At 60.7% G+C, this 17,015-nt stretch carries 16 protein-coding genes; 2 read left to right on the forward strand and 14 right to left on the reverse strand.

The annotated features are described in order from the left end of the window. Positions 1 to 11: 11 nt before the first annotated feature. The 13 genes from ribD to ACZ1HH_RS09960 form a co-directional block, all read right to left on the reverse strand. The gene (gene ribD, locus ACZ1HH_RS09900) at positions 12 to 1,088 is read right to left on the reverse strand and encodes a bifunctional diaminohydroxyphosphoribosylaminopyrimidine deaminase/5-amino-6-(5-phosphoribosylamino)uracil reductase RibD (protein WP_487320444.1); all 1,077 of its coding nucleotides are present in this window, start codon (positions 1,086 to 1,088) and stop codon (positions 12 to 14) included. A 75-nt stretch (positions 1,089 to 1,163) separates the two neighbouring features. Further along, positions 1,164 to 1,631: a transcriptional regulator NrdR gene (gene nrdR, locus ACZ1HH_RS09905; RefSeq protein ID WP_011539460.1), complete on the reverse strand. Its 468-nt coding sequence runs from the start codon at positions 1,629 to 1,631 to the stop codon at positions 1,164 to 1,166. 145 nt (positions 1,632 to 1,776) lie between these two features. After that, on the reverse strand, positions 1,777 to 2,205 hold the full coding sequence (locus ACZ1HH_RS09910; RefSeq protein ID WP_011539461.1) for a secondary thiamine-phosphate synthase enzyme YjbQ: 429 nt from the start codon (positions 2,203 to 2,205) through the stop codon (positions 1,777 to 1,779). Between the two features lie 4 nt (positions 2,206 to 2,209). Further along, complete coding sequence (locus ACZ1HH_RS09915) at positions 2,210 to 2,668, reverse strand: hypothetical protein (RefSeq protein ID WP_472636541.1); 459 nt, start codon at positions 2,666 to 2,668, stop codon at positions 2,210 to 2,212. Positions 2,669 to 2,798: 130 nt separating this feature from the next. Then, positions 2,799 to 3,089, reverse strand: a complete 291-nt coding sequence (locus ACZ1HH_RS09920) for a hypothetical protein (protein WP_049763248.1) — start codon at positions 3,087 to 3,089, stop codon at positions 2,799 to 2,801. Between the two features lie 233 nt (positions 3,090 to 3,322). Beyond that, a complete protein-coding gene (locus ACZ1HH_RS09925; protein ID WP_416368864.1) occupies positions 3,323 to 3,793 on the reverse strand; it encodes a hypothetical protein in 471 nt (156 codons plus the stop codon). Positions 3,794 to 4,077: 284 nt separating this feature from the next. Beyond that, positions 4,078 to 6,072 (reverse strand): RNA polymerase sigma factor RpoD, encoded by a 1,995-nt coding sequence (gene rpoD / locus ACZ1HH_RS09930; protein WP_011539465.1) that lies wholly within the window; start codon positions 6,070 to 6,072, stop codon positions 4,078 to 4,080. A gap of 165 nt (positions 6,073 to 6,237) precedes the next feature. After that, complete coding sequence (gene dnaG / locus ACZ1HH_RS09935; RefSeq protein WP_472636542.1) at positions 6,238 to 8,247, reverse strand: DNA primase; 2,010 nt, start codon at positions 8,245 to 8,247, stop codon at positions 6,238 to 6,240. A 65-nt stretch (positions 8,248 to 8,312) separates the two neighbouring features. After that, a complete protein-coding gene (locus tag ACZ1HH_RS09940) occupies positions 8,313 to 8,669 on the reverse strand; it encodes a hypothetical protein (protein WP_472636543.1) in 357 nt (118 codons plus the stop codon). Positions 8,670 to 8,707: 38 nt separating this feature from the next. Beyond that, positions 8,708 to 9,265, reverse strand: coding sequence for a sarcosine oxidase subunit gamma (locus tag ACZ1HH_RS09945; RefSeq protein WP_011539468.1), 558 nt, complete (start codon positions 9,263 to 9,265; stop codon positions 8,708 to 8,710). Beyond that, on the reverse strand, positions 9,258 to 12,203 hold the full coding sequence (locus ACZ1HH_RS09950; protein ID WP_472636544.1) for a sarcosine oxidase subunit alpha family protein: 2,946 nt from the start codon (positions 12,201 to 12,203) through the stop codon (positions 9,258 to 9,260). Before ACZ1HH_RS09950 ends, ACZ1HH_RS09945 begins: the two co-directional genes overlap by 8 nt. Beyond that, positions 12,200 to 12,478 carry a sarcosine oxidase subunit delta gene (locus ACZ1HH_RS09955; RefSeq protein ID WP_011539470.1) on the reverse strand — a complete coding sequence of 93 codons (279 nt, stop codon included), beginning with the start codon at positions 12,476 to 12,478 and terminating at the stop codon, positions 12,200 to 12,202. Before ACZ1HH_RS09955 ends, ACZ1HH_RS09950 begins: the two co-directional genes overlap by 4 nt. Before the next feature lie 66 nt (positions 12,479 to 12,544). After that, positions 12,545 to 13,810, reverse strand: a complete 1,266-nt coding sequence (locus ACZ1HH_RS09960; protein ID WP_472636545.1) for a sarcosine oxidase subunit beta family protein — start codon at positions 13,808 to 13,810, stop codon at positions 12,545 to 12,547. A gap of 251 nt (positions 13,811 to 14,061) precedes the next feature. Here ACZ1HH_RS09960 and ACZ1HH_RS09965 point away from each other — a divergent pair, with 251 nt between their 5' ends. Both ACZ1HH_RS09965 and ACZ1HH_RS09970 read left to right on the forward strand, forming a co-directional pair. Then, positions 14,062 to 14,673, forward strand: a complete 612-nt coding sequence (locus ACZ1HH_RS09965) for a TetR/AcrR family transcriptional regulator (RefSeq protein ID WP_472636546.1) — start codon at positions 14,062 to 14,064, stop codon at positions 14,671 to 14,673. Next, a complete protein-coding gene (locus ACZ1HH_RS09970; protein ID WP_472636547.1) occupies positions 14,673 to 15,437 on the forward strand; it encodes a CPBP family intramembrane glutamic endopeptidase in 765 nt (254 codons plus the stop codon). Before ACZ1HH_RS09965 ends, ACZ1HH_RS09970 begins: the two co-directional genes overlap by 1 nt. A 106-nt stretch (positions 15,438 to 15,543) precedes the next feature. On the opposite strand, the gene ACZ1HH_RS09975 is transcribed toward ACZ1HH_RS09970, so the two are convergent. Next, positions 15,544 to 16,974 (reverse strand): Glu/Leu/Phe/Val family dehydrogenase, encoded by a 1,431-nt coding sequence (locus ACZ1HH_RS09975; RefSeq protein WP_011539474.1) that lies wholly within the window; start codon positions 16,972 to 16,974, stop codon positions 15,544 to 15,546. Positions 16,975 to 17,015: the final 41 nt, after the last annotated feature.

Genomic DNA, 17,015 nt, shown 5'->3' on the forward strand with positions numbered 1-17,015 from the left:
GCGCTGTGCGCTCAGTTCTGAGGGCGACGCCAGCGGTGCAGGATGTCGGCGCCAATCGGGCGTGTCTCATGAAGGTCGAACCTTGGGGCCTCTGAAAGGTGGCCAATGCCAAGCGCCCCGATGGAGGGCAGCCCTTCGGCACCGATCGTCAGACCAGCACTGAAGCCCACCAACTCATCCACGAGGTCATGCGCCAGCAGGCTGGCCGCCAGCGCGCCTCCTCCTTCGCAGAACACGCGTGTGAGTCCTACGCTGCCCAGTTGCTGCAGCACATCATGCGGGTCAAGCTGGGTGCCAAGAGCGTTGCACGGCAACAGATGCGCTCCCAGCCCGTCCCAGGCCCGCAGACGTTCGATATCCGCGCCTGTGCCATGGCAAAGATAGAGCGGGACCTCCGCCGCGCTGCGCGCAAGCTTGCTGATGAGCGGCAGGTCAAGATGGCGCGAGACCACCACCCGCGCCGGCTGCTGGTCAATCCCCAGATCGCGCACGGTGAGCGAAGGGTCATCCGCGCGTGCCGTCCCTGCCCCGACCATGACAGCATCGTGACGCGCACGCATCGCATGCACCACACGGCGCGCCTCCGGCCCGGTGATCCACTGGCTTTGACCGGAGCCGGTGGCAATACGACCATCAAAACTCGCGGCGAGTTTCAGCGTCACAAAAGGGCGGCCCTGTTCCGTTTTCAGAAAGAACCCTTCGTGATCAAAGCCAGCCTCCTCGGCGCGCACTCCGGTGGAAACGGAAATCCCCGCCGCGCGCAGCATCTCAAAGCCCTGACCGCTGACACGCGGGTCGCTGTCTTCGATGGCGGCGACGACACGGGCAACACCGGCCTCGATCAGCGCTTGCGCGCAGGGGGGCGTTTTGCCGTGATGGGCACAGGGTTCGAGGCTCACATAGGCAGTGGCGCCGCGCGCTGCGGCTCCCGCCTGCGCCAGCGCCATGGGTTCGGCGTGGGGACGGCCTCCGGGCTGGGTCCAGCCCCGGCCCACCACGCGACCCTTTTGGACAATTACACAGCCGACCGCCGGGTTTGGCCAAGTCCGACCCTGCCCTCGCCGCCCGAGCGACAGGGCGAGCCCCATAAAACGGTGGTCGTCGCTTTTGCTCAATGGATCAGACCTTTTGCCAGACTCTGCGCAGGCAGCGAGGCCGGGATCTCAGCTCTCGGGCGGCGCAGGGGGGCGCAGCTCGTGCACAAAATCCTCAAAGTCGTCGGCCGCCTGAAAATTCTTGTAGACGCTTGCGAAGCGAACATAGGCGACGGTGTCGATGCGGGCCAGAGCCTCCATCACGATTTCGCCGATCTTTTTGGAAGGAATATCCGTCTCGCCCATGCTCTCCAGACGGCGCACGATGCCCGAGATCATTTGATCGATCCGTTCCGGGTCCACCGGGCGTTTCTGCATCGAGATGCGAATGGAGCGTTCTAGCTTGTCGCGGTCGAAATCCTCGCGCTTGCCGTTGGTCTTGATCACCACGAGGTCGCGCAGCTGCACCCGTTCATACGTGGTAAAACGGCCACCGCAGGCAGGGCAAAACCGGCGTCGGCGGATCGAAACGTGATCCTCTGCCGGACGCGAGTCCTTTACTTGCGTATCGACATTTCCGCAAAATGGGCAACGCATCCTCTGGCCCCTCCCCTCGCGATAAATTGTTCTTGTGCGCAGGTTTGCGCATTTATCCACAACTATAGGGGACCAGCTAGGATTTGGGTAGAGGGGAAATGCGACCCCAAGACCTTGGTGGCGCCGGTGGGAGTTCGCCCAGTTGTCAGGCCAGATGAGCAACGATTTGGCGCTGATGTGGAGCGTCACGGTGCTCAAAAAGATAAATCCCCTGCCATGTGCCCAAGACCATCTCGGCGCTCGAAACGGGGATCGAGAGACTCACCGGCATCATCGCCGCCTTGATATGCGCAGGCATGTCGTCGGGGCCTTCATAGGTATGGCGCAGGTAGGACATCTGCGGATCGGTCGTCGGGGGCACCAAGCGCGCAAAATAGGCCTTGAGATCCCCCTGCACCTCCGGGTCTGCGTTCTCTTGGATGAGGAGCGAGCAAGAGGTATGGCGCACATAGAGAGTGAGCAGCGCCTGAACAGCACCGCTTGAGCGGACAAAGCTGCGGATCTCATCGGTGATCTCGTAGAGACCCTGGCCGTGGGTAGAGAGCGTAAAGGTGCGCTGTTGGATGTTGCTCATGCGATCAGAAGAAGAACACCGGCTCAATGTCTCGACAGAGGCTTTCGCCGGTGGAAACGCTGAAATTGTCGCCGAGCTTGAAACCGAACGTCTTGATAAAGGGGCTCTTGTCCGTGACGCTTGGCACCGGAGACAAGGAGAATGTCACAGCATCAATGCGCCCGCTGACCGTGCTGGGTGCGCGTCCTTTGGCAACATATATGTCCTGTGACCAGCCCGCGCCGAGAGCCCTGCGGGCATATTCTGAGGCGGCGCACCAATATGCAGCGCCTTCGGCACCGATCTCTGGCACCACTTCGAAACGGCCATCCTCAAGCGCGTAGATCCGCGCTAGCGCGCGGGACGAGAAGTAATCAGCCTGCGGCCCGGTGCTTTGAATATCCGCGCATCCGGCCAAAGCGGCTGTGACTGCCAGCGCAGGCAGCGTAAATCGGCGGGTCATGGATTGAGAGCTCTGGCGCATGGAGGGCCTCCCTTTGGCCGTTTGGCCAAAATGTAGTTCAGCCCTCAGCCGGGAACAAGGGATCCCTCAGAAATCAGAATTCATTCGTAAATTGCGATCCGACATCGGATTGCCTGCCTTGTTCGCATAATTATGCTCGCCCGGCACGTCCACCGCTTGGGAATTTGATGATTTCGGCGGTATGGCCGTTCCCCAGCGTCTTTTCCAACATGTCCAGAGCTTGTGGATTTGGCGTCTCCCCACCATCGGCCCGGTAGCGCACCCGTGCTTTTTGGCGCAGCATATCGCGCGTTTCCTGCGGGCTCATCCGGATGAGTTCTTGCTCATGTTCGCGCAGGGCCGAGACCAGAAAGGAATTCACCTCTGTCATCGTATCCAAAGCATTGAGCTTTTCATCCAATTCGCTCAGCGCGTTTTTCATTTCGTTCGTTCCACTCATCGTCACCCCCCGGTGTATGGATTGAATGTATCATAGGAACTCGAAGCGAAAATAAGTTATCGAAAACTTAAATCAATATTCCGACGGTCATAATAGTTAACAAAACCGGGGGAATTGGTTAACAAAATGCGCGCTCCGGCGCGGCGTGTCCGCATAGCCAGAAGTTCGCTTTGCGCCGCGCTCGTGAGTCTACCGTGAAAGGCCAGAGGTGTCGGTCAATTCCGGGCCTGCGCGGCCAGTTCTTGCGCGTCCCACAGGGGCAACGGATAGCCCGCATCGATTGTGCCAGGATCGCAATCCAGCTCTGCCAAGGTTTCCTCACCCTTTTCGACCATGACCCCCGCGGTCAGAGCGGGCTCGCCCTCCGAGAAGCGATCAATACTGTAAAAGACCCGATAAGAGACATCTCCGTTGCGAAACTGGAAGTCCTCCCAGATGCTACGCCCCACGCCGGGCCATGGGGTCATCTCCACCTCCTGCACGGGACGAGCGAGCGCGAGATCCGGACGTTGTCCCGTCTTTCCATAGGCATAGGTTGCGAAGTTGCCCAATAGGCAGGTCTCAAGATAGGCGCTGCCGGATTTCAAGCTGCAAGATACCAGAGGGGTCGCGCCTTGCGGACATGATAACGCCGGGGCTGCAATAAACACCGCAAATATCGGGGCGATTTTGAATATGGATGTCATGTCATTTTGACCTTTCGACAAAACCTTGGACAATACCTTTCGCACGTTCAGATCACATGCTGCGCCCATATAACAGAGGGGGTGCAGGATCCCGCACGCTGTATGATTGGGCCAAACATGCCTCCCTTTGCAGGTGCCGTCAGAATGAATTCTTCGCAAAACACCTCGGCACCTTGCGAGACTCCCAGAGTGGACGCAAAAGGCAGCGGCTCAACCAGCCCATTTTTTTCAGAGGGTCGTACAAAAAACGCCCCCTTCCGGGGGCGTCTTTACGTTAACACTTTTTACTGATCGAGGAAGCTGCGCAGCTTGCGAGAGCGGCTCGGATGCTTGAGCTTCCTGAGCGCCTTGGCCTCGATCTGACGGATCCGTTCGCGGGTCACGCTGAACTGCTGGCCCACCTCTTCGAGCGTGTGATCGGTGTTCATGCCGATACCAAACCGCATCCGCAGCACGCGCTCCTCGCGCGGGGTGAGCGAGGCCAGAACCCGCGTGGTGGTTTCCTTGAGGTTTTCCTGAATGGCGCTGTCCAGGGGCAGCACGGCATTCTTGTCCTCGATGAAATCGCCCAGCTGGCTGTCTTCCTCGTCCCCGATCGGAGTCTCGAGCGAAATGGGCTCCTTGGCGATCTTCATCACCTTGCGGACCTTCTCGAGCGGCATCTGCAGCTTTTCTGCCAGTTCTTCCGGCGTCGGCTCGCGGCCGATCTCGTGGAGCATCTGACGGCCGGTGCGGACCAGCTTGTTGATGGTCTCGATCATATGCACCGGGATACGGATGGTGCGCGCCTGATCGGCGATCGAGCGGGTGATCGCCTGACGGATCCACCAGGTTGCATAGGTCGAGAACTTATAGCCGCGACGGTATTCGAACTTGTCGACCGCCTTCATCAGGCCGATGTTGCCTTCCTGAATGAGATCGAGGAACTGCAGACCGCGGTTGGTGTATTTCTTGGCGATGGAGATCACGAGGCGCAGGTTGGCCTCGACCATTTCCTTCTTGGCCTGACGGGCCTCTTTTTCACCTTTTTGCACCTGCTGCACGATGCGGCGGAATTCCGAGATGTCCAGACCGACGTACTGACCGACCTGTGCCATGTCGGCGCGCAGCTCTTCGACCTTCTCGGTCGAGCGCTCGATGAACATCTGCCAGCCCCGACCGGGCTTTTCGCTCATCTCGGAAAGCCAGTTGGGGTCAAGTTCGCGACCACGGTAAGCTTCGACGAATTCCTTGCGGTTGATACGGGCCTGGTCAGCGAGTTTGACCATGGCGCTATCGATCTGCATGACACGGCGGTTGATACCATAAAGCTGGTCGATCAGCGCCTCGATGCGGTTGTTGTGCAGGTGAAGACCGTTCACCAGTTCCACGATTTCAGAGCGCAGCTGCTGGTACTTGGCTTCGTCATCAGCCGAAAAGGACCCATCCTCATTGAGCGTCGCAGAGATCCGCAGATCCTGCATTTCCGACAGCATCGCAAAGTCACTGGAGATCCGCTCGAGCGTTTCCAGAACCCGATCCTTGAGCGCCGCTTCCATGGCCGCAAGGGACATGTTGGCCTGATCATCGTCGTCGTCGTCATCGTCGTCGTTGTTGAGGATCGGGTTGCCATCGGCATCAAGCTCGGGCCCGGAGTCTTTTTCTGGCTTTGCAGCGCCAGACACTGCAGAGGGATCGACAACCGGCTCGGCGACGTCGCCGTCCTCGTCCATCTGATTGCCAAAGGTCGCCTCAAGATCAATCACATCGCGCAGGAGAATATCCTCGGAGAGGAGTTCGTCATGCCAGATGGTGATCGCCTGAAATGTCAGCGGGCTTTCGCAGAGCCCGAGGATCATGGTGTTGCGCCCGGCCTCGATGCGCTTGGCAATCGCGATCTCGCCCTCGCGCGACAACAGTTCCACACTGCCCATTTCGCGCAGGTACATGCGGACCGGATCGTCGGTCCGGTCGAGCTTCTCAGTCGCAGCGCCAGCCACGGCGACTTCACGGTTGGATTCCGTGGTCACCAGTTCGGTGGTGCCTTTGTTCTCTTCTTCCTCGGCCTCTTCATCTTCGATGATGTTGATGCCCATTTCCGACAGCATAGACATCACGTCTTCGATCTGTTCGGAGGAGACCTGATCCGGCGGCAAAACCTGATTGAGCTGATCGTAGGTGATGTAGCCCTTCTCGCGGGCTTCGGCGATCATCTTCTTGACTTGCGCCTGGCTCATATCGAGCGAAATTTCGGCGTCCTGATCGTCAGGCTTGCGGTCGTCAGTATCTTTGGCGGCCATTCATTGCTCCTCTAAGGGGCTGCGGGCGATTCGAGTGGAGCGAATCTTTAGAGTGCTCTCGTGATTCGTCACCCCGTTTACCCAATTTTTCTATAGGCTTCTTTAGCAAAACGTCACATCGCGGCGTCGCGGACACAGTTGAGCCCGCGAATCGTGCTCATTGCGTCATTTGCTGTTGAAACCGATTCGCTTGAGCAGGTCTCCGAAGGCATCGCGCTCATCCCGGTTGAGCCGCGCCCCGTTCTCCCCCACGTCGTAAGTTGCCTTATCCTCATTTTCGCTGCGCACAGCCCGGTTGCGGGCCTCTGCCGCCTGACGCAATCGCCAGGTCAGGGCCTCATCCGCCAGACCATCCAGATCTTCCTCGGCTTCCGCCAGCTCAGCATTCAGCCCCGCGATGCTCTCGAGTTTTGCGAATTCCTCGGCCAGGGTCAGGCTGGCCATATCCAGGTCGCCAGGTTTGCGCACGCAGGGGCTAATAGCCACATGGCGCAGCGACAGCAGGTTTTCAAGAGCGTCCGGCCCAAGAGCATAGGCAATTTCATCGCGCAACCGCTCCGGGGCCTCGATCCCATAGCGCAGAACCAGATCGCGCAGGTGGGCATGTTCCATGTCCTGACACTGCATGCGCTCAAGATTGATTTCGAATTCCGGGATCACCGTGGGCGTGGTGATTGCTGTGGCGAGGATCACCGCCTCGCGCACGCGGGCAAAGTCCTGTTCCTCGGAGGAGGCCACCATCGAGGCCCGTGTGGTGCTGCGGGGCGGGGGCGGCGCACCCCAAGGCATGCGGGCGCCGTCGCGAAATCCACCCTGCATGCGGGAGCCCGGTTTGAAACCGCCGTGCCGCTGGCCATAGCCGGTGCCCCCCTGCCCGCCACCGCCACGCTGACCGCGAAAGAGTTGAAAGCGAAGCTCCTTGATGTCATTGGCGTAATGCAGGCGAATAGAAGGGTCACGGATCAATTTGATCTTTTCACGCAGGGACTTGTCCAGGGCCGCTTTGCGCTCGGGGCTATCAAACACCCGCCCTTCGGTCTCGCGGCGCCAGAGCAGCTGTACCATCGGGATCGCCTGATCCAGCACCGCCTGCACCGCCTCTGGTCCCTCGGCGCGAATAAGATCATCTGGGTCCTTGCCCTCGGGCATGATGGCAAAGCGCAAGGACTTCCCGGCCTCGAGCAGAGGCAGCGCCATATCGATCAGCCGCATCGCCGCGCGCAGACCAGCCGTATCCCCATCCAGCGCAATCACCGGCTCGTCCGACATGCGCCATAAAAGATGCAGCTGGTTGTCGGTGACGGCTGTACCCAAGGGCGCCACCGCCGACTGGAACCCCGCCTCGGACAGCGCGATCACATCCATGTAGCCTTCGGCCACGATTAAGGTGCTGCCCCGTCCCGAGGCCGCGCGCGCGGGCCCGTGGTTATAGAGATTGCGCCCCTTATCAAACAACTCGGTTTCCGGCGAGTTCAGGTATTTGGCGTTGTCATTGGGATCCATCGCCCGGCCGCCAAAGGCGATCGCCCGGCCCCGCGCATCCCGGATCGGGAACATGATCCGGTTGCGAAACACATCATAGGGCTTCTTGCCCTTGTTCGAGGGTTTGGCCAGCCCGGCACCGAGGATCAGATCATCCGCGATGTCCTTGCCTTTGAGCGCATCCCAAAGGTTCTGCCAGCCATCGGGGGCAAAGCCGATCTCCCAGCGGTCCAGCGCTGCCGCATCAAGCCCCCGACGCGCGAGGTAGGCGCGCGCCTCACTCGCGGCTTGAGTCTTGAGTTGCAGGCGGAAGTATTTCACCGCCTGTTCCATCACCTCAGTAAGCTGCGTGCGACGGTCCTGTTTCTCAGCCGCTTTGGGGTCGCGCTTGGGCATCTCCAGCCCGGCCTCGCCCGCAAGAATCTCTACCGCCTCCATAAAGGAGACATTCTCTGTCTCCTGCACGAATTTCAGCGCATCCCCTTTGGCGTGACAGCCAAAGCAGTAGTAGAACCCTTTGCGATCATCCACATGAAAAGAAGCGGTTTTTTCATGATGAAAGGGGCACGGAGACCACATGTCGCCCTTGCCCGGCTGGCTTTTGCGCTGATCCCACATGACCTTGCGCCCGACAACGTCAGACAGGCTGATGCGGGTGCGCAATTCATCAAGGAAACCGGGGGGCAGCGACATTCACAAAAGGTCCAGTGCTCAGAGGAAAATGCAGCCCGGCAGGCCGGGCTGCGCAGATGCGGGCGTTAGCCTCCGGAGAGGTTCTTTTTCATTTCCTGGATCTGATCCCAGTTCTCGACACACTGGGTTTCAAACACTTCACCCAAGTCGATGTTTTTCAGATCGCGGCGCTTCATCTGGTAGACATGCTGGGTGAGTTGCGGAATCGCATTGGAGAAATTCTCTGGCCACTCTGGATTGCTGGCGCGAATGGTCTCTTCGACCTTGGCTTCGGGCACCCGGTCCAGACGCGCAGCCTGCACGGCGGCCATCACTTGCCCCTGATATTTGCAGCTGTCTTCCTTGCCATAGTCATCGGCACTTGCAGGAGAGGCGAAAAGGGGCGCGGCCACAAGCGCGGCAGCGAAGATGTTGCGGATCATGGATCAGCTCCGGAATCAGTTTCGTGATCCCTATCAATCTAGCCCCGTGCCGCCACGGCTTCCATCGCTCTTTTCAGATCATGGATCAGCGTCTCGGAAAACGACCGGAACACCATGATTTGAAACGCTTTTGGCCCAATGCGCGTGATCGATCCCATCATGTGCTTGATCTCGGTGCGCGCAGTGTGGCCGCGTTTGAACACCGTGGCGCGCAGATCAATGGGGATGAGACGGGCCAGCACATTCTCGGCCTGATCCCCCTCTAGGCGCACCACCGCCCAGCCATCGCTGAGATCGGTCAGAGCCGCATGCGCTGCAAGGCTCGGATCAGCCGCGGGCCCGATCAGCAAAGCCTGCGCCCGGCCAAACCAGATGGCACGCCCTCCGACTTTGCCGGTCGCGCGATTTGGCGCAGGAAACGCCATGCCATGCGCCGCGTTCAGAGCCTTGCTCAATGCGTCCTTGCGCCCCTTGTAGGGCGCAATCAACGTCATGGCGGCGGGCATGTCCTCGGTAAGGGTCACATCACCTATGGTCAGCGGCAACAGCCCCTCACAGGGGGATTTTGCGGCAAGTTGCATCTTGATCTCAGCCACGAACGCGCCCTCCCTCAGGGTCAAAGAACACAGGGTTCACCACTTCACACAGGGTGTCGATGCCCCGGGTGTGATCCACCAGACGGATGGTGTCGCCCATCCTGTCCGGCCCGCCCGACAGCATCGCCAGCCCGATCATATGCCCCAATGTCGGTGAGAATCCCACCGAGGTGACATATCCAAGGTCATTGACCCGCTCGACAGTGGCGTCGGGATCAAAGAGATGCGCCCCTGCGCTCATCTCTTGTGCCGCGCCCACGGGCTTGAGGCCCACAAGCCGCATCCGGTCGTCATGCATCAACCCATCCCGTTCGGACAAGGCCTTGCCCCAGCAGGATTTCTTTTTCGAGATCAGTCCCTGCATACCAAGGTCAAAGGCCGTCACCGTGCCATTGATCTCCGCGTGGGTGATAAAGCCCTTCTCAATCCGGAGCACATTCAACGCTTCCATCCCGTAGGGTCCACCGCCCAGCGCCTCAGCCCGCTCCAGCAGCCGCTCATAAAGTGCCTCGCCGTAGCGCGCGGGCACAGCGATCTCATAGGCGTGCTCGCCCGAAAAGGAGATCCGGAACAGCCGCCCGGCCACCCCCTGCACGGTGATCGCCCCGCAGGCCATGAAGGGGAAGGTCTCACCGTTGACGCCCTCATCCACCAGCCCGTCGATCAGATCGCGCGCCTTGGGGCCAGCCACCGAGAACTGCGCCCATTGATCGGTCACAGACGTGAAGCGCACATCAAGGTCCGGGCGCACCACCTGCGTGAGATATTCCAGATGCGCCATCACCTCTCCCGCCGCCGCGGTGGTGGTGGTCATGACATAGTGGTTTTCCCCTAGGCGCGCAGTGGTGCCGTCATCCATGACAAAGCCGTCTTCGCGGAGCATAAGACCATAGCGGACGCGCCCTACCTTCAGGGTCGAGAAGAGGTTGGTGTACACCAGATCCAGCAGCTCTGCCGCGTCCGGTCCCTGAATGTCGATTTTGCCCAGCGTCGAGACATCGCAGACCCCCACGGCATTGCGCACCATGGTGACCTCGCGGTCGCAGGATTGCCGCCAGGTGCTCTCGCCGTCCTTAGCGAAATAGCTGGCGCGATACCACAGGCCGACCTCGATGTTGGCCGCTCCGCGTGCCAGCGATGCCTTATGCGAGGTCAGATAGCGCTGCGGCATAAACCCCTGATCCTCGGCCCCTGCCCCCATCGCGGCAATGGACGTGGGCACAAAAGGCGGGCGGAAGGTGGTGACACCGGTTTCCGCAATGCTGCGCCCGGTGGCATCGGCCAGCACCGCCAAGGCCGCCACGTTGGAGTTCTTGCCCTGATCGGTGGCCATGCCCTGTGTGGTGTAACGCTTCATATGCTCGACCGAGCGGAAGTTCTCCCGCGCTGCCTGCGCCACATCCTTCACGGTGACGTCGTTCTGGAAATCCAGCCACGCCCGCCCTTTGCCCGGCACTGCCCACAGAGGGCTGATCTGGTAGGGCGCATCACTGGCCTCGGGGACAGCCACCGCAGCAGCAGACCTCCCGATCTTGTCCAATGCCGTCGCGGCCGCCTCGGCCCCGTCTCGAAGGGCACCATGGGTAGAAAACACCCCATTGGCAGCCCCTGCGACCACCATACCCGGCACAGCATCCGGTTTGGGCAGGAACGCCGCCAGCTCCCGGTTCCACTCCGGGCGCGCGCCCATGTGGCAGGTCAGATGCACCGAGGGGTTCCAGCCGCCAGATACGGCCAGACAATCGGTTTGCAGCTTTTCCTCGCCATTGACGCTGCGGATGGTGACACTCTCCAGCCGCTGCCGCCCGGCGCTGTCGCAGATCACCGCGCCCTTGATGACGGGGAATTCGCCACTGTCGGGCGCGTCATGGCGGCTGTCGACAACGGCGGTGACATGCACGCCCTCCGCCACCAGATCCCGCGCGGTGCGATGGGCATCATCATTGTTGGCAAACACGGTGATCCGCTCGCCCGGCGCAACTCCCCAGCGATTGAGATAGGCCCGCACCGCCCCCGCCATCATGATGCCGGGGCGGTCGTTGTTGCGAAAGGCAATGGGGCGTTCAATAGCCCCCGCCGCCAGCACCGCGGCTTTGGCGGCGATGCGCCAGAAACACTCGCGCGGGCGATGCGCGGTCTTCAGGGACTGGCTCGGCGGAAGGTGGTGCGAAACCCGCTCGAGCGCCGAATAGGTCCCTTGATCGTAGACGCCGGTGACCGCGGTGCGCGGCATCAGACGCACGTTCTCCATGGCCTCCAGCTCCGCCAGCACCTCTGCCACCCAGACATCCGCAGGCTTGCCGTCGATCTCCTCGATCTCCGCCAGAAGACGCCCGCCCATCCGGCTGTCATCCTCGGCGAGGATCACATCCGCCCCCGCACGCCCTGCCGTCAGTGCAGCCATCAGCCCGGCTGGGCCAGACCCGATCACCAGCAGGTCGCAAAAGGCAAAGGCCTTCTCGTAAGGGTCCTTGTTGGCCGCCCCGGACAAGGCCCCAAGCCCCGCCGCCCGGCGAATGATCGGCTCGTAGAGCTTCTCCCACAGGGGCGCGGGCCACATGAAGGTCTTGTAATAAAACCCCGCCCCGAGGAAGGGCGCTGCCAGATCATTCACCGCCATGACATCGCGTTCGACCGAAGGCCAGCAGTTCTGGCTCTGCGCTGCCAGCCCCTCAAAAATTTCCTGCTGGGTGGCGCGGATATTTGGATCTCGCGCTGCCCCGCGTCCCACGCTCACCAGCGCGTTGGGCTCCTCGGAGCCTGCTGTCAGGATACCCCGCGGGCGGTGGTATTTGAACGACCGCCCCACCAAGTGCACATCATTGGCCAAAAGCGCCGAGGCCAGAGTGTCCCCCTCCAGCCCCATGTAGGCCTTGCCATTAAAGGAAAAATTCACAGTACGGTTGCCGGACAGAAGCCCCTTGCCAGATACTCTCATGACGCCTCCCCCGGCACTGCGAGTTCCGCGTCCTCAGCCAACATCACATCTAGCATCTCGTGAGTTGCAGTATTGCGCCGTACCTTCAGCCATGCCCCGCAACCCATCGAATGCTGCCAAAGCTCCTCATGTGGTCCAGCCGGATTGTCGCGCAGATGCACATGCGCGTCCCACGCGGCCTCTCCGGCGTCGAGCGCAGGCACTGCCAAGGCAGCCCCCCTGTATGTAAACTCGCGGTGGTCGCGCGCGCCGCACAGCGGACAGGTGATCCTCATGAAAACCGCCCCTTCATCTTCTTAAAAATATCCCCGCCGGAGGCTCCCCAGCTGCGCGAAAAGCGCTTAGTGCAGATTATGTTGCGCACCGGTGCCCTCCTCGTCCATTAGACCAAAGCCGCTGCGGAACCGGTCGAGCCTGAACCGCGTGGCCGCCTCGTGCGGGCGACCGGTGGCGATCAGATGCGCGAAACAATCCCCCGACGCAGGCGTCGCCTTAAAGCCGCCATAGCACCAGCCTGCATTGAGATAGAGACCATCAATCGGCGTCACATCAATGATGGGCGAGCCATCCGGCGTCATATCCATGATGCCGCCCCAGCTGCGCAACAGACGCGCCTTGGTGACGGCGGGCACCATGGCGGTGATCGCCTCCATCGTATGTTCCTGCATCGCCAGGTTGCCCCGCGCCGCATAGGAGCTGTAAAAATCCAGATAGCTGCCAAACACCAGACCGCCCTTGTCGGACTGGCTGATATAGAGATGCCCTGCCGCAAAGGTGATCACATGGTCGATCACCGGCTTCAGCCCTTCGCTCACAAAAGCCTGCAACACATGGCTCTCGATGGGCAGCGTCAGCCCCGCCATCGCCGCTACCTGGCTTGACCGCCCCGCCGCCGCCAATGCAACCTTCTTGGCCTTAATCGGGCCGCGGGCTGTTTGCACGCCGGTGACCTTTCCGCCATCGACATCAATGCCGGTTACTTCGCAATTCTGGATCAGATCGACACCGTATTGATCTGCGCCACGCGCAAAGCCCCAGGCCACCGCGTCATGGCGTGCCGTCCCCGCGCGGCGCTGCAGCAATGCGCCCATGATGGGAAAGCGGTTGTTGTCGTAGTTCAGGAACGGCACCAGCTTTTTCAGCTGATCGCGATAGAGGATCTCTGCATCGTCACCCTGATTGATGATGGAATTGGCGCGGCGCACGGCGGCATCGCGCTGACCGTCGTTGTGAAACACATTCAGGATGCCGCGCTGGGACATCATGGCGTTGTAGTTGAGATCCTGCTCCATCCCCTCCCAGAGCTTCAGAGAATGGGAATAAAACTCCGAATTGCCGGGCAGATAATAGTTGGCGCGCACGATGGTTGTGTTGCGCCCGACATTGCCGCCGCCAAGGTAGCCCTTTTCAAGAACCGCAATATTCCTAAGCCCGTGAGTCTTGGCGAGGTAATAAGCCGTAGCCAGCCCGTGCCCACCTCCACCGACGATGACCACGTCATATTCGCGCTTGGGTTCCGGGTCGCGCCAATGAGCGGCCCAGCCTTTGTTGCCGGTCAGCCCCTCTTTCAAAACGCGCCAGCCGGAAAACTTTTCCGAAAACCCCATGGCCCACTCCTCAAACGGTGTCTCGACGATGTGCAGCACTGATACACACCGCAATCTCTGTGCCAAGTGCTAGCGGGTTTGAGCCAGCGCTCCTAGCCCACGGGCGACAAAACCACAGTCTATTTGCACTAGGTGGGCACGAACTAGGCACTTATGTCCAGTGCAATTTCATCTCCATGCAACTGCCCTCTGTTTTCGCCGTTCTTTCCCGTCTCGATTGCCATTACCGACTAATGTCGGTAATAGAGTGTATGCGTACCCGCCTCTCCCGCAGTGCCCGCAGGGCCGAAATCCTAGGAAACGCCCAAAAGCTGATCGCCGCGCGTGGCTTCAGTGGCACCGAGATGGAAGACATTCGCCTTGCCAGCGGCATTTCACGGGGCGGGCTCTATCATCATTTTGCCAACAAGCATGCGGTCCTTGATGCGCTGGTAGCAGAGGAGGTGCGCCGTCTTGCAGACCAGCTAAAAGCCGCGCAAGGCTCTCCGATCCCCGCGCTTCTCCGCGTAGGGTCGAGCGACCTTGGCAATGATCCCGGTCTGGTCTCGCATCTTCACACGCCCGAGGAGAAACGCGCTTACCTGTCGAGCCTTGAACAGGCGATACCCGCAGAGCTCGGCCCGGTGCTGCACGAAAGACTGCGGGGCCACACCGCTGAGGGCGCAGCCCCCGCCCATGTCGCCGAGCTCTTTTTGACGATCACCGCTCATATCAACCGCCGCCGCATATTGAACGAGTGGCCCCCAGAAGAGGCAGCGGGATTTACCGCGACGGCGCTTCGGGCTCTGTTGCCCTTGCTGACATCGCAAGCGGCGCTCCAGCCGATCATCGCAGAACTGAAGCGGGTGGCGGCGACATCCTGATGCTGATCGGTTTTCTCGCGCTGACCTTTGGCATTTCGCTTTTGAGCTTTGCCTGCATTGTTGCGATCCCAGCGGCCCAAACGCCCGAAAACGCCGCCGGTTTGCCTTTTTGGCTCGTCATGGTCTGGGGGCCATCACTCGCGGCCATCCTGATCAGCGCGCAGAACGGTCAACTGCCCGCTTTGCTGTTGCACAGCATAGAATTCTCCACCGTCCCGCCGGTCGTCTGGATCTTGGTGCTTTCACCGCTGCTGATGCTGCTCATGCTCCGCCCCTTCGCGCCCGAGCAGCGGCGTCCGGTCGGTCCGGGCGTCATCGCAGCCATGGTTGGGCTCAATCTGATCCTTGGGCCACTCGGCGAAGAACTCGGTTGGCGCGGCATCATGCAGGCAGACCTCAATCCACGGATCGGGTGGCTTTCGGCATCGCTTCTGATCGGGGTGGTCTGGCTGATCTGGCACCTGCCCCTTTGGACGATCGACACGCCACATTCCCAGATCGCCCTGCCGTTGTTTGCCGCGCACTGTCTGCTCTATGCCGTGATCATCGGCGCGGCATACACGCTGTCAGGCGGCTCGATATTGCCCGCGATCCTGATCCATCTGACCGTCAATCTTGCTTCGAACTTTGCCACCTTTGCCGGGTTTCGCGATCCCAACGCATGGTTCAAAGCGAGCCTCTGGCCCTATTTGGCGCTTGCTGCTGGCGCGGTTGCATTGGTCTATGCGCATCTCGGCCAGTTTGGGCTCTGGCCGCAGCCTTGAGTTCTGTTTCGGGTCACAAGACGGCGCAGCGGGCCTGTCGCGTGATCATCGCCCATAGAAAAACGGCGGGATAACACCCGCCGCTTTCCAAAGATATGAATAGGGCTCAGAGGCCCTTGGCGCGGTAGCTCGAGGCAACCTTGTCGATGGAGACGAGATATGCGGCGGTGCGCAGATCAGAGACGTCATCGCGTTCGTGCCACACCTGCCGCATGGACTGATAGGCAATCCGCATGGTGTCATCGAGACCCGAGCGCACCAGCTCCAGCTCACCTGCACCGCGGAGGTATTTTTCCTTGAACTTGGGATCGAGCGACCATGTCTTGCCCATGCTCTCAGAGAGCATTTCCAGTTGATCGACCACAAGCTGGTGGCGTGCCTCTTCCTGACGGCGCTGCATCCGGCCAAAGCGGATATGCGAGAGGTTCTTGACCCACTCAAAGTAGGAAACCGTCACACCGCCGGCGTTGGCATACATGTCTGGAATGATCACCGTGCCCTTCTTGCGCAGGATCTCATCTGCGCCCGCGGTCACAGGACCGTTCGCAGCCTCGATGATCAGCTTGGCCTTCACGTTTTCGGCGTTGGAGAGGTTGATCACCCCCTCAAGCGCCGCCGGGATCAGGATGTCGCAGTCCTCTTCGAGGTATTTGGCGCCGTTCTTGATGTAGCGTCCCGACGGGTAGCCATCGACGCCGTCATGCTTTTCGATCCACGCGCGCAGGTCTTCGATGTCGAGCCCGTTCTCATCGTAGAGACCGCCATCGCGTTCAATCACCGCAACGATCTTGCAGCCATCTTCCTCGGAGAGGAACTTGGCCGCGTGATAACCCACATTCCCGAGGCCCTGCACGATGACGCGCTTGCCATCGAGGGTGCCCGAGAGACCGGCCTTGGCCTTGTCTTCCTCGTACCGGAAGAACTCCTGCAGCGCGTACTGCACGCCCCGGCCCGTGGCCTCGACGCGGCCTGCAATACCGCCAGCATTGAGCGGCTTGCCGGTGACACAGGCGCGGGCGTTGATGTCCGTGGTGTTCATCCGGGCGTATTGGTCCGCCATCCAGGCCATCTCGCGTTCGCCGGTGCCCATGTCGGGCGCGGGCACGTTCTGCGAGGGGTTGATCAGGTCGCGTTTGGCCAGCTCATAGGCAAAACGACGGGTGATCAGCTCTAGCTCGTGTTCGTCATACTGACGCGGGTCGATGCGCAGACCGCCCTTGGAGCCCCCAAAGGGCGCTTCCACCAGCGCGCATTTGTAGGTCATCAGCGCCGCGAGCGCCTCCACCTCGTCCTGGTTCACCCCCATCGCGTAACGAATGCCGCCTTTGACCGGCTCCATATGCTCCGAGTGGACCGAGCGATACCCGGTAAACGTGTGGATCTGCCCGCGCAGGCGCACCCCAAAGCGGACTGTGTAGGTGGCGTTACAGACGCGGATCTTTTCCTCAAGCCCCGGCGGCAAATCCATCAGCGCCACGGCGCGGTTGAACATGAGATCCACACTTTCACGGAAGCTTGGTTCTTTGAGATTGCTCATGGGGTGATCCCGTCCTTCTGAAACGACTCAAGTGGTTACTA

It is taken from the genome of Epibacterium sp. HA2-3 (assembly GCF_055693725.2).

Coding starts and splice junctions, on each gene's coding strand:
- ACZ1HH_RS09915 (WP_472636541.1), bottom strand. CDS start 2,668: ATGCGCCAGAGCTCTCAATCCATGACCCGCCGATTTACGCTGCCTGCG.
- ribD (WP_487320444.1), bottom strand. CDS start 1,088: ATGGGGCTCGCCCTGTCGCTCGGGCGGCGAGGGCAGGGTCGGACTTGG.
- ACZ1HH_RS09910 (WP_011539461.1), bottom strand. CDS start 2,205: ATGAGCAACATCCAACAGCGCACCTTTACGCTCTCTACCCACGGCCAG.
- dnaG (WP_472636542.1), bottom strand. CDS start 8,247: ATGTCGCTGCCCCCCGGTTTCCTTGATGAATTGCGCACCCGCATCAGC.
- rpoD (WP_011539465.1), bottom strand. CDS start 6,072: ATGGCCGCCAAAGATACTGACGACCGCAAGCCTGACGATCAGGACGCC.
- ACZ1HH_RS09925 (WP_416368864.1), bottom strand. CDS start 3,793: ATGACATCCATATTCAAAATCGCCCCGATATTTGCGGTGTTTATTGCA.
- ACZ1HH_RS09975 (WP_011539474.1), bottom strand. CDS start 16,974: ATGAGCAATCTCAAAGAACCAAGCTTCCGTGAAAGTGTGGATCTCATG.
- ACZ1HH_RS09955 (WP_011539470.1), bottom strand. CDS start 12,478: ATGAGGATCACCTGTCCGCTGTGCGGCGCGCGCGACCACCGCGAGTTT.
- nrdR (WP_011539460.1), bottom strand. CDS start 1,631: ATGCGTTGCCCATTTTGCGGAAATGTCGATACGCAAGTAAAGGACTCG.
- ACZ1HH_RS09960 (WP_472636545.1), bottom strand. CDS start 13,810: ATGGGGTTTTCGGAAAAGTTTTCCGGCTGGCGCGTTTTGAAAGAGGGG.
- ACZ1HH_RS09920 (WP_049763248.1), bottom strand. CDS start 3,089: ATGAAAAACGCGCTGAGCGAATTGGATGAAAAGCTCAATGCTTTGGAT.
- ACZ1HH_RS09940 (WP_472636543.1), bottom strand. CDS start 8,669: ATGATCCGCAACATCTTCGCTGCCGCGCTTGTGGCCGCGCCCCTTTTC.
- ACZ1HH_RS09970 (WP_472636547.1), top strand. CDS start 14,673: ATGCTGATCGGTTTTCTCGCGCTGACCTTTGGCATTTCGCTTTTGAGC.
- ACZ1HH_RS09965 (WP_472636546.1), top strand. CDS start 14,062: ATGCGTACCCGCCTCTCCCGCAGTGCCCGCAGGGCCGAAATCCTAGGA.
- ACZ1HH_RS09950 (WP_472636544.1), bottom strand. CDS start 12,203: ATGAGAGTATCTGGCAAGGGGCTTCTGTCCGGCAACCGTACTGTGAAT.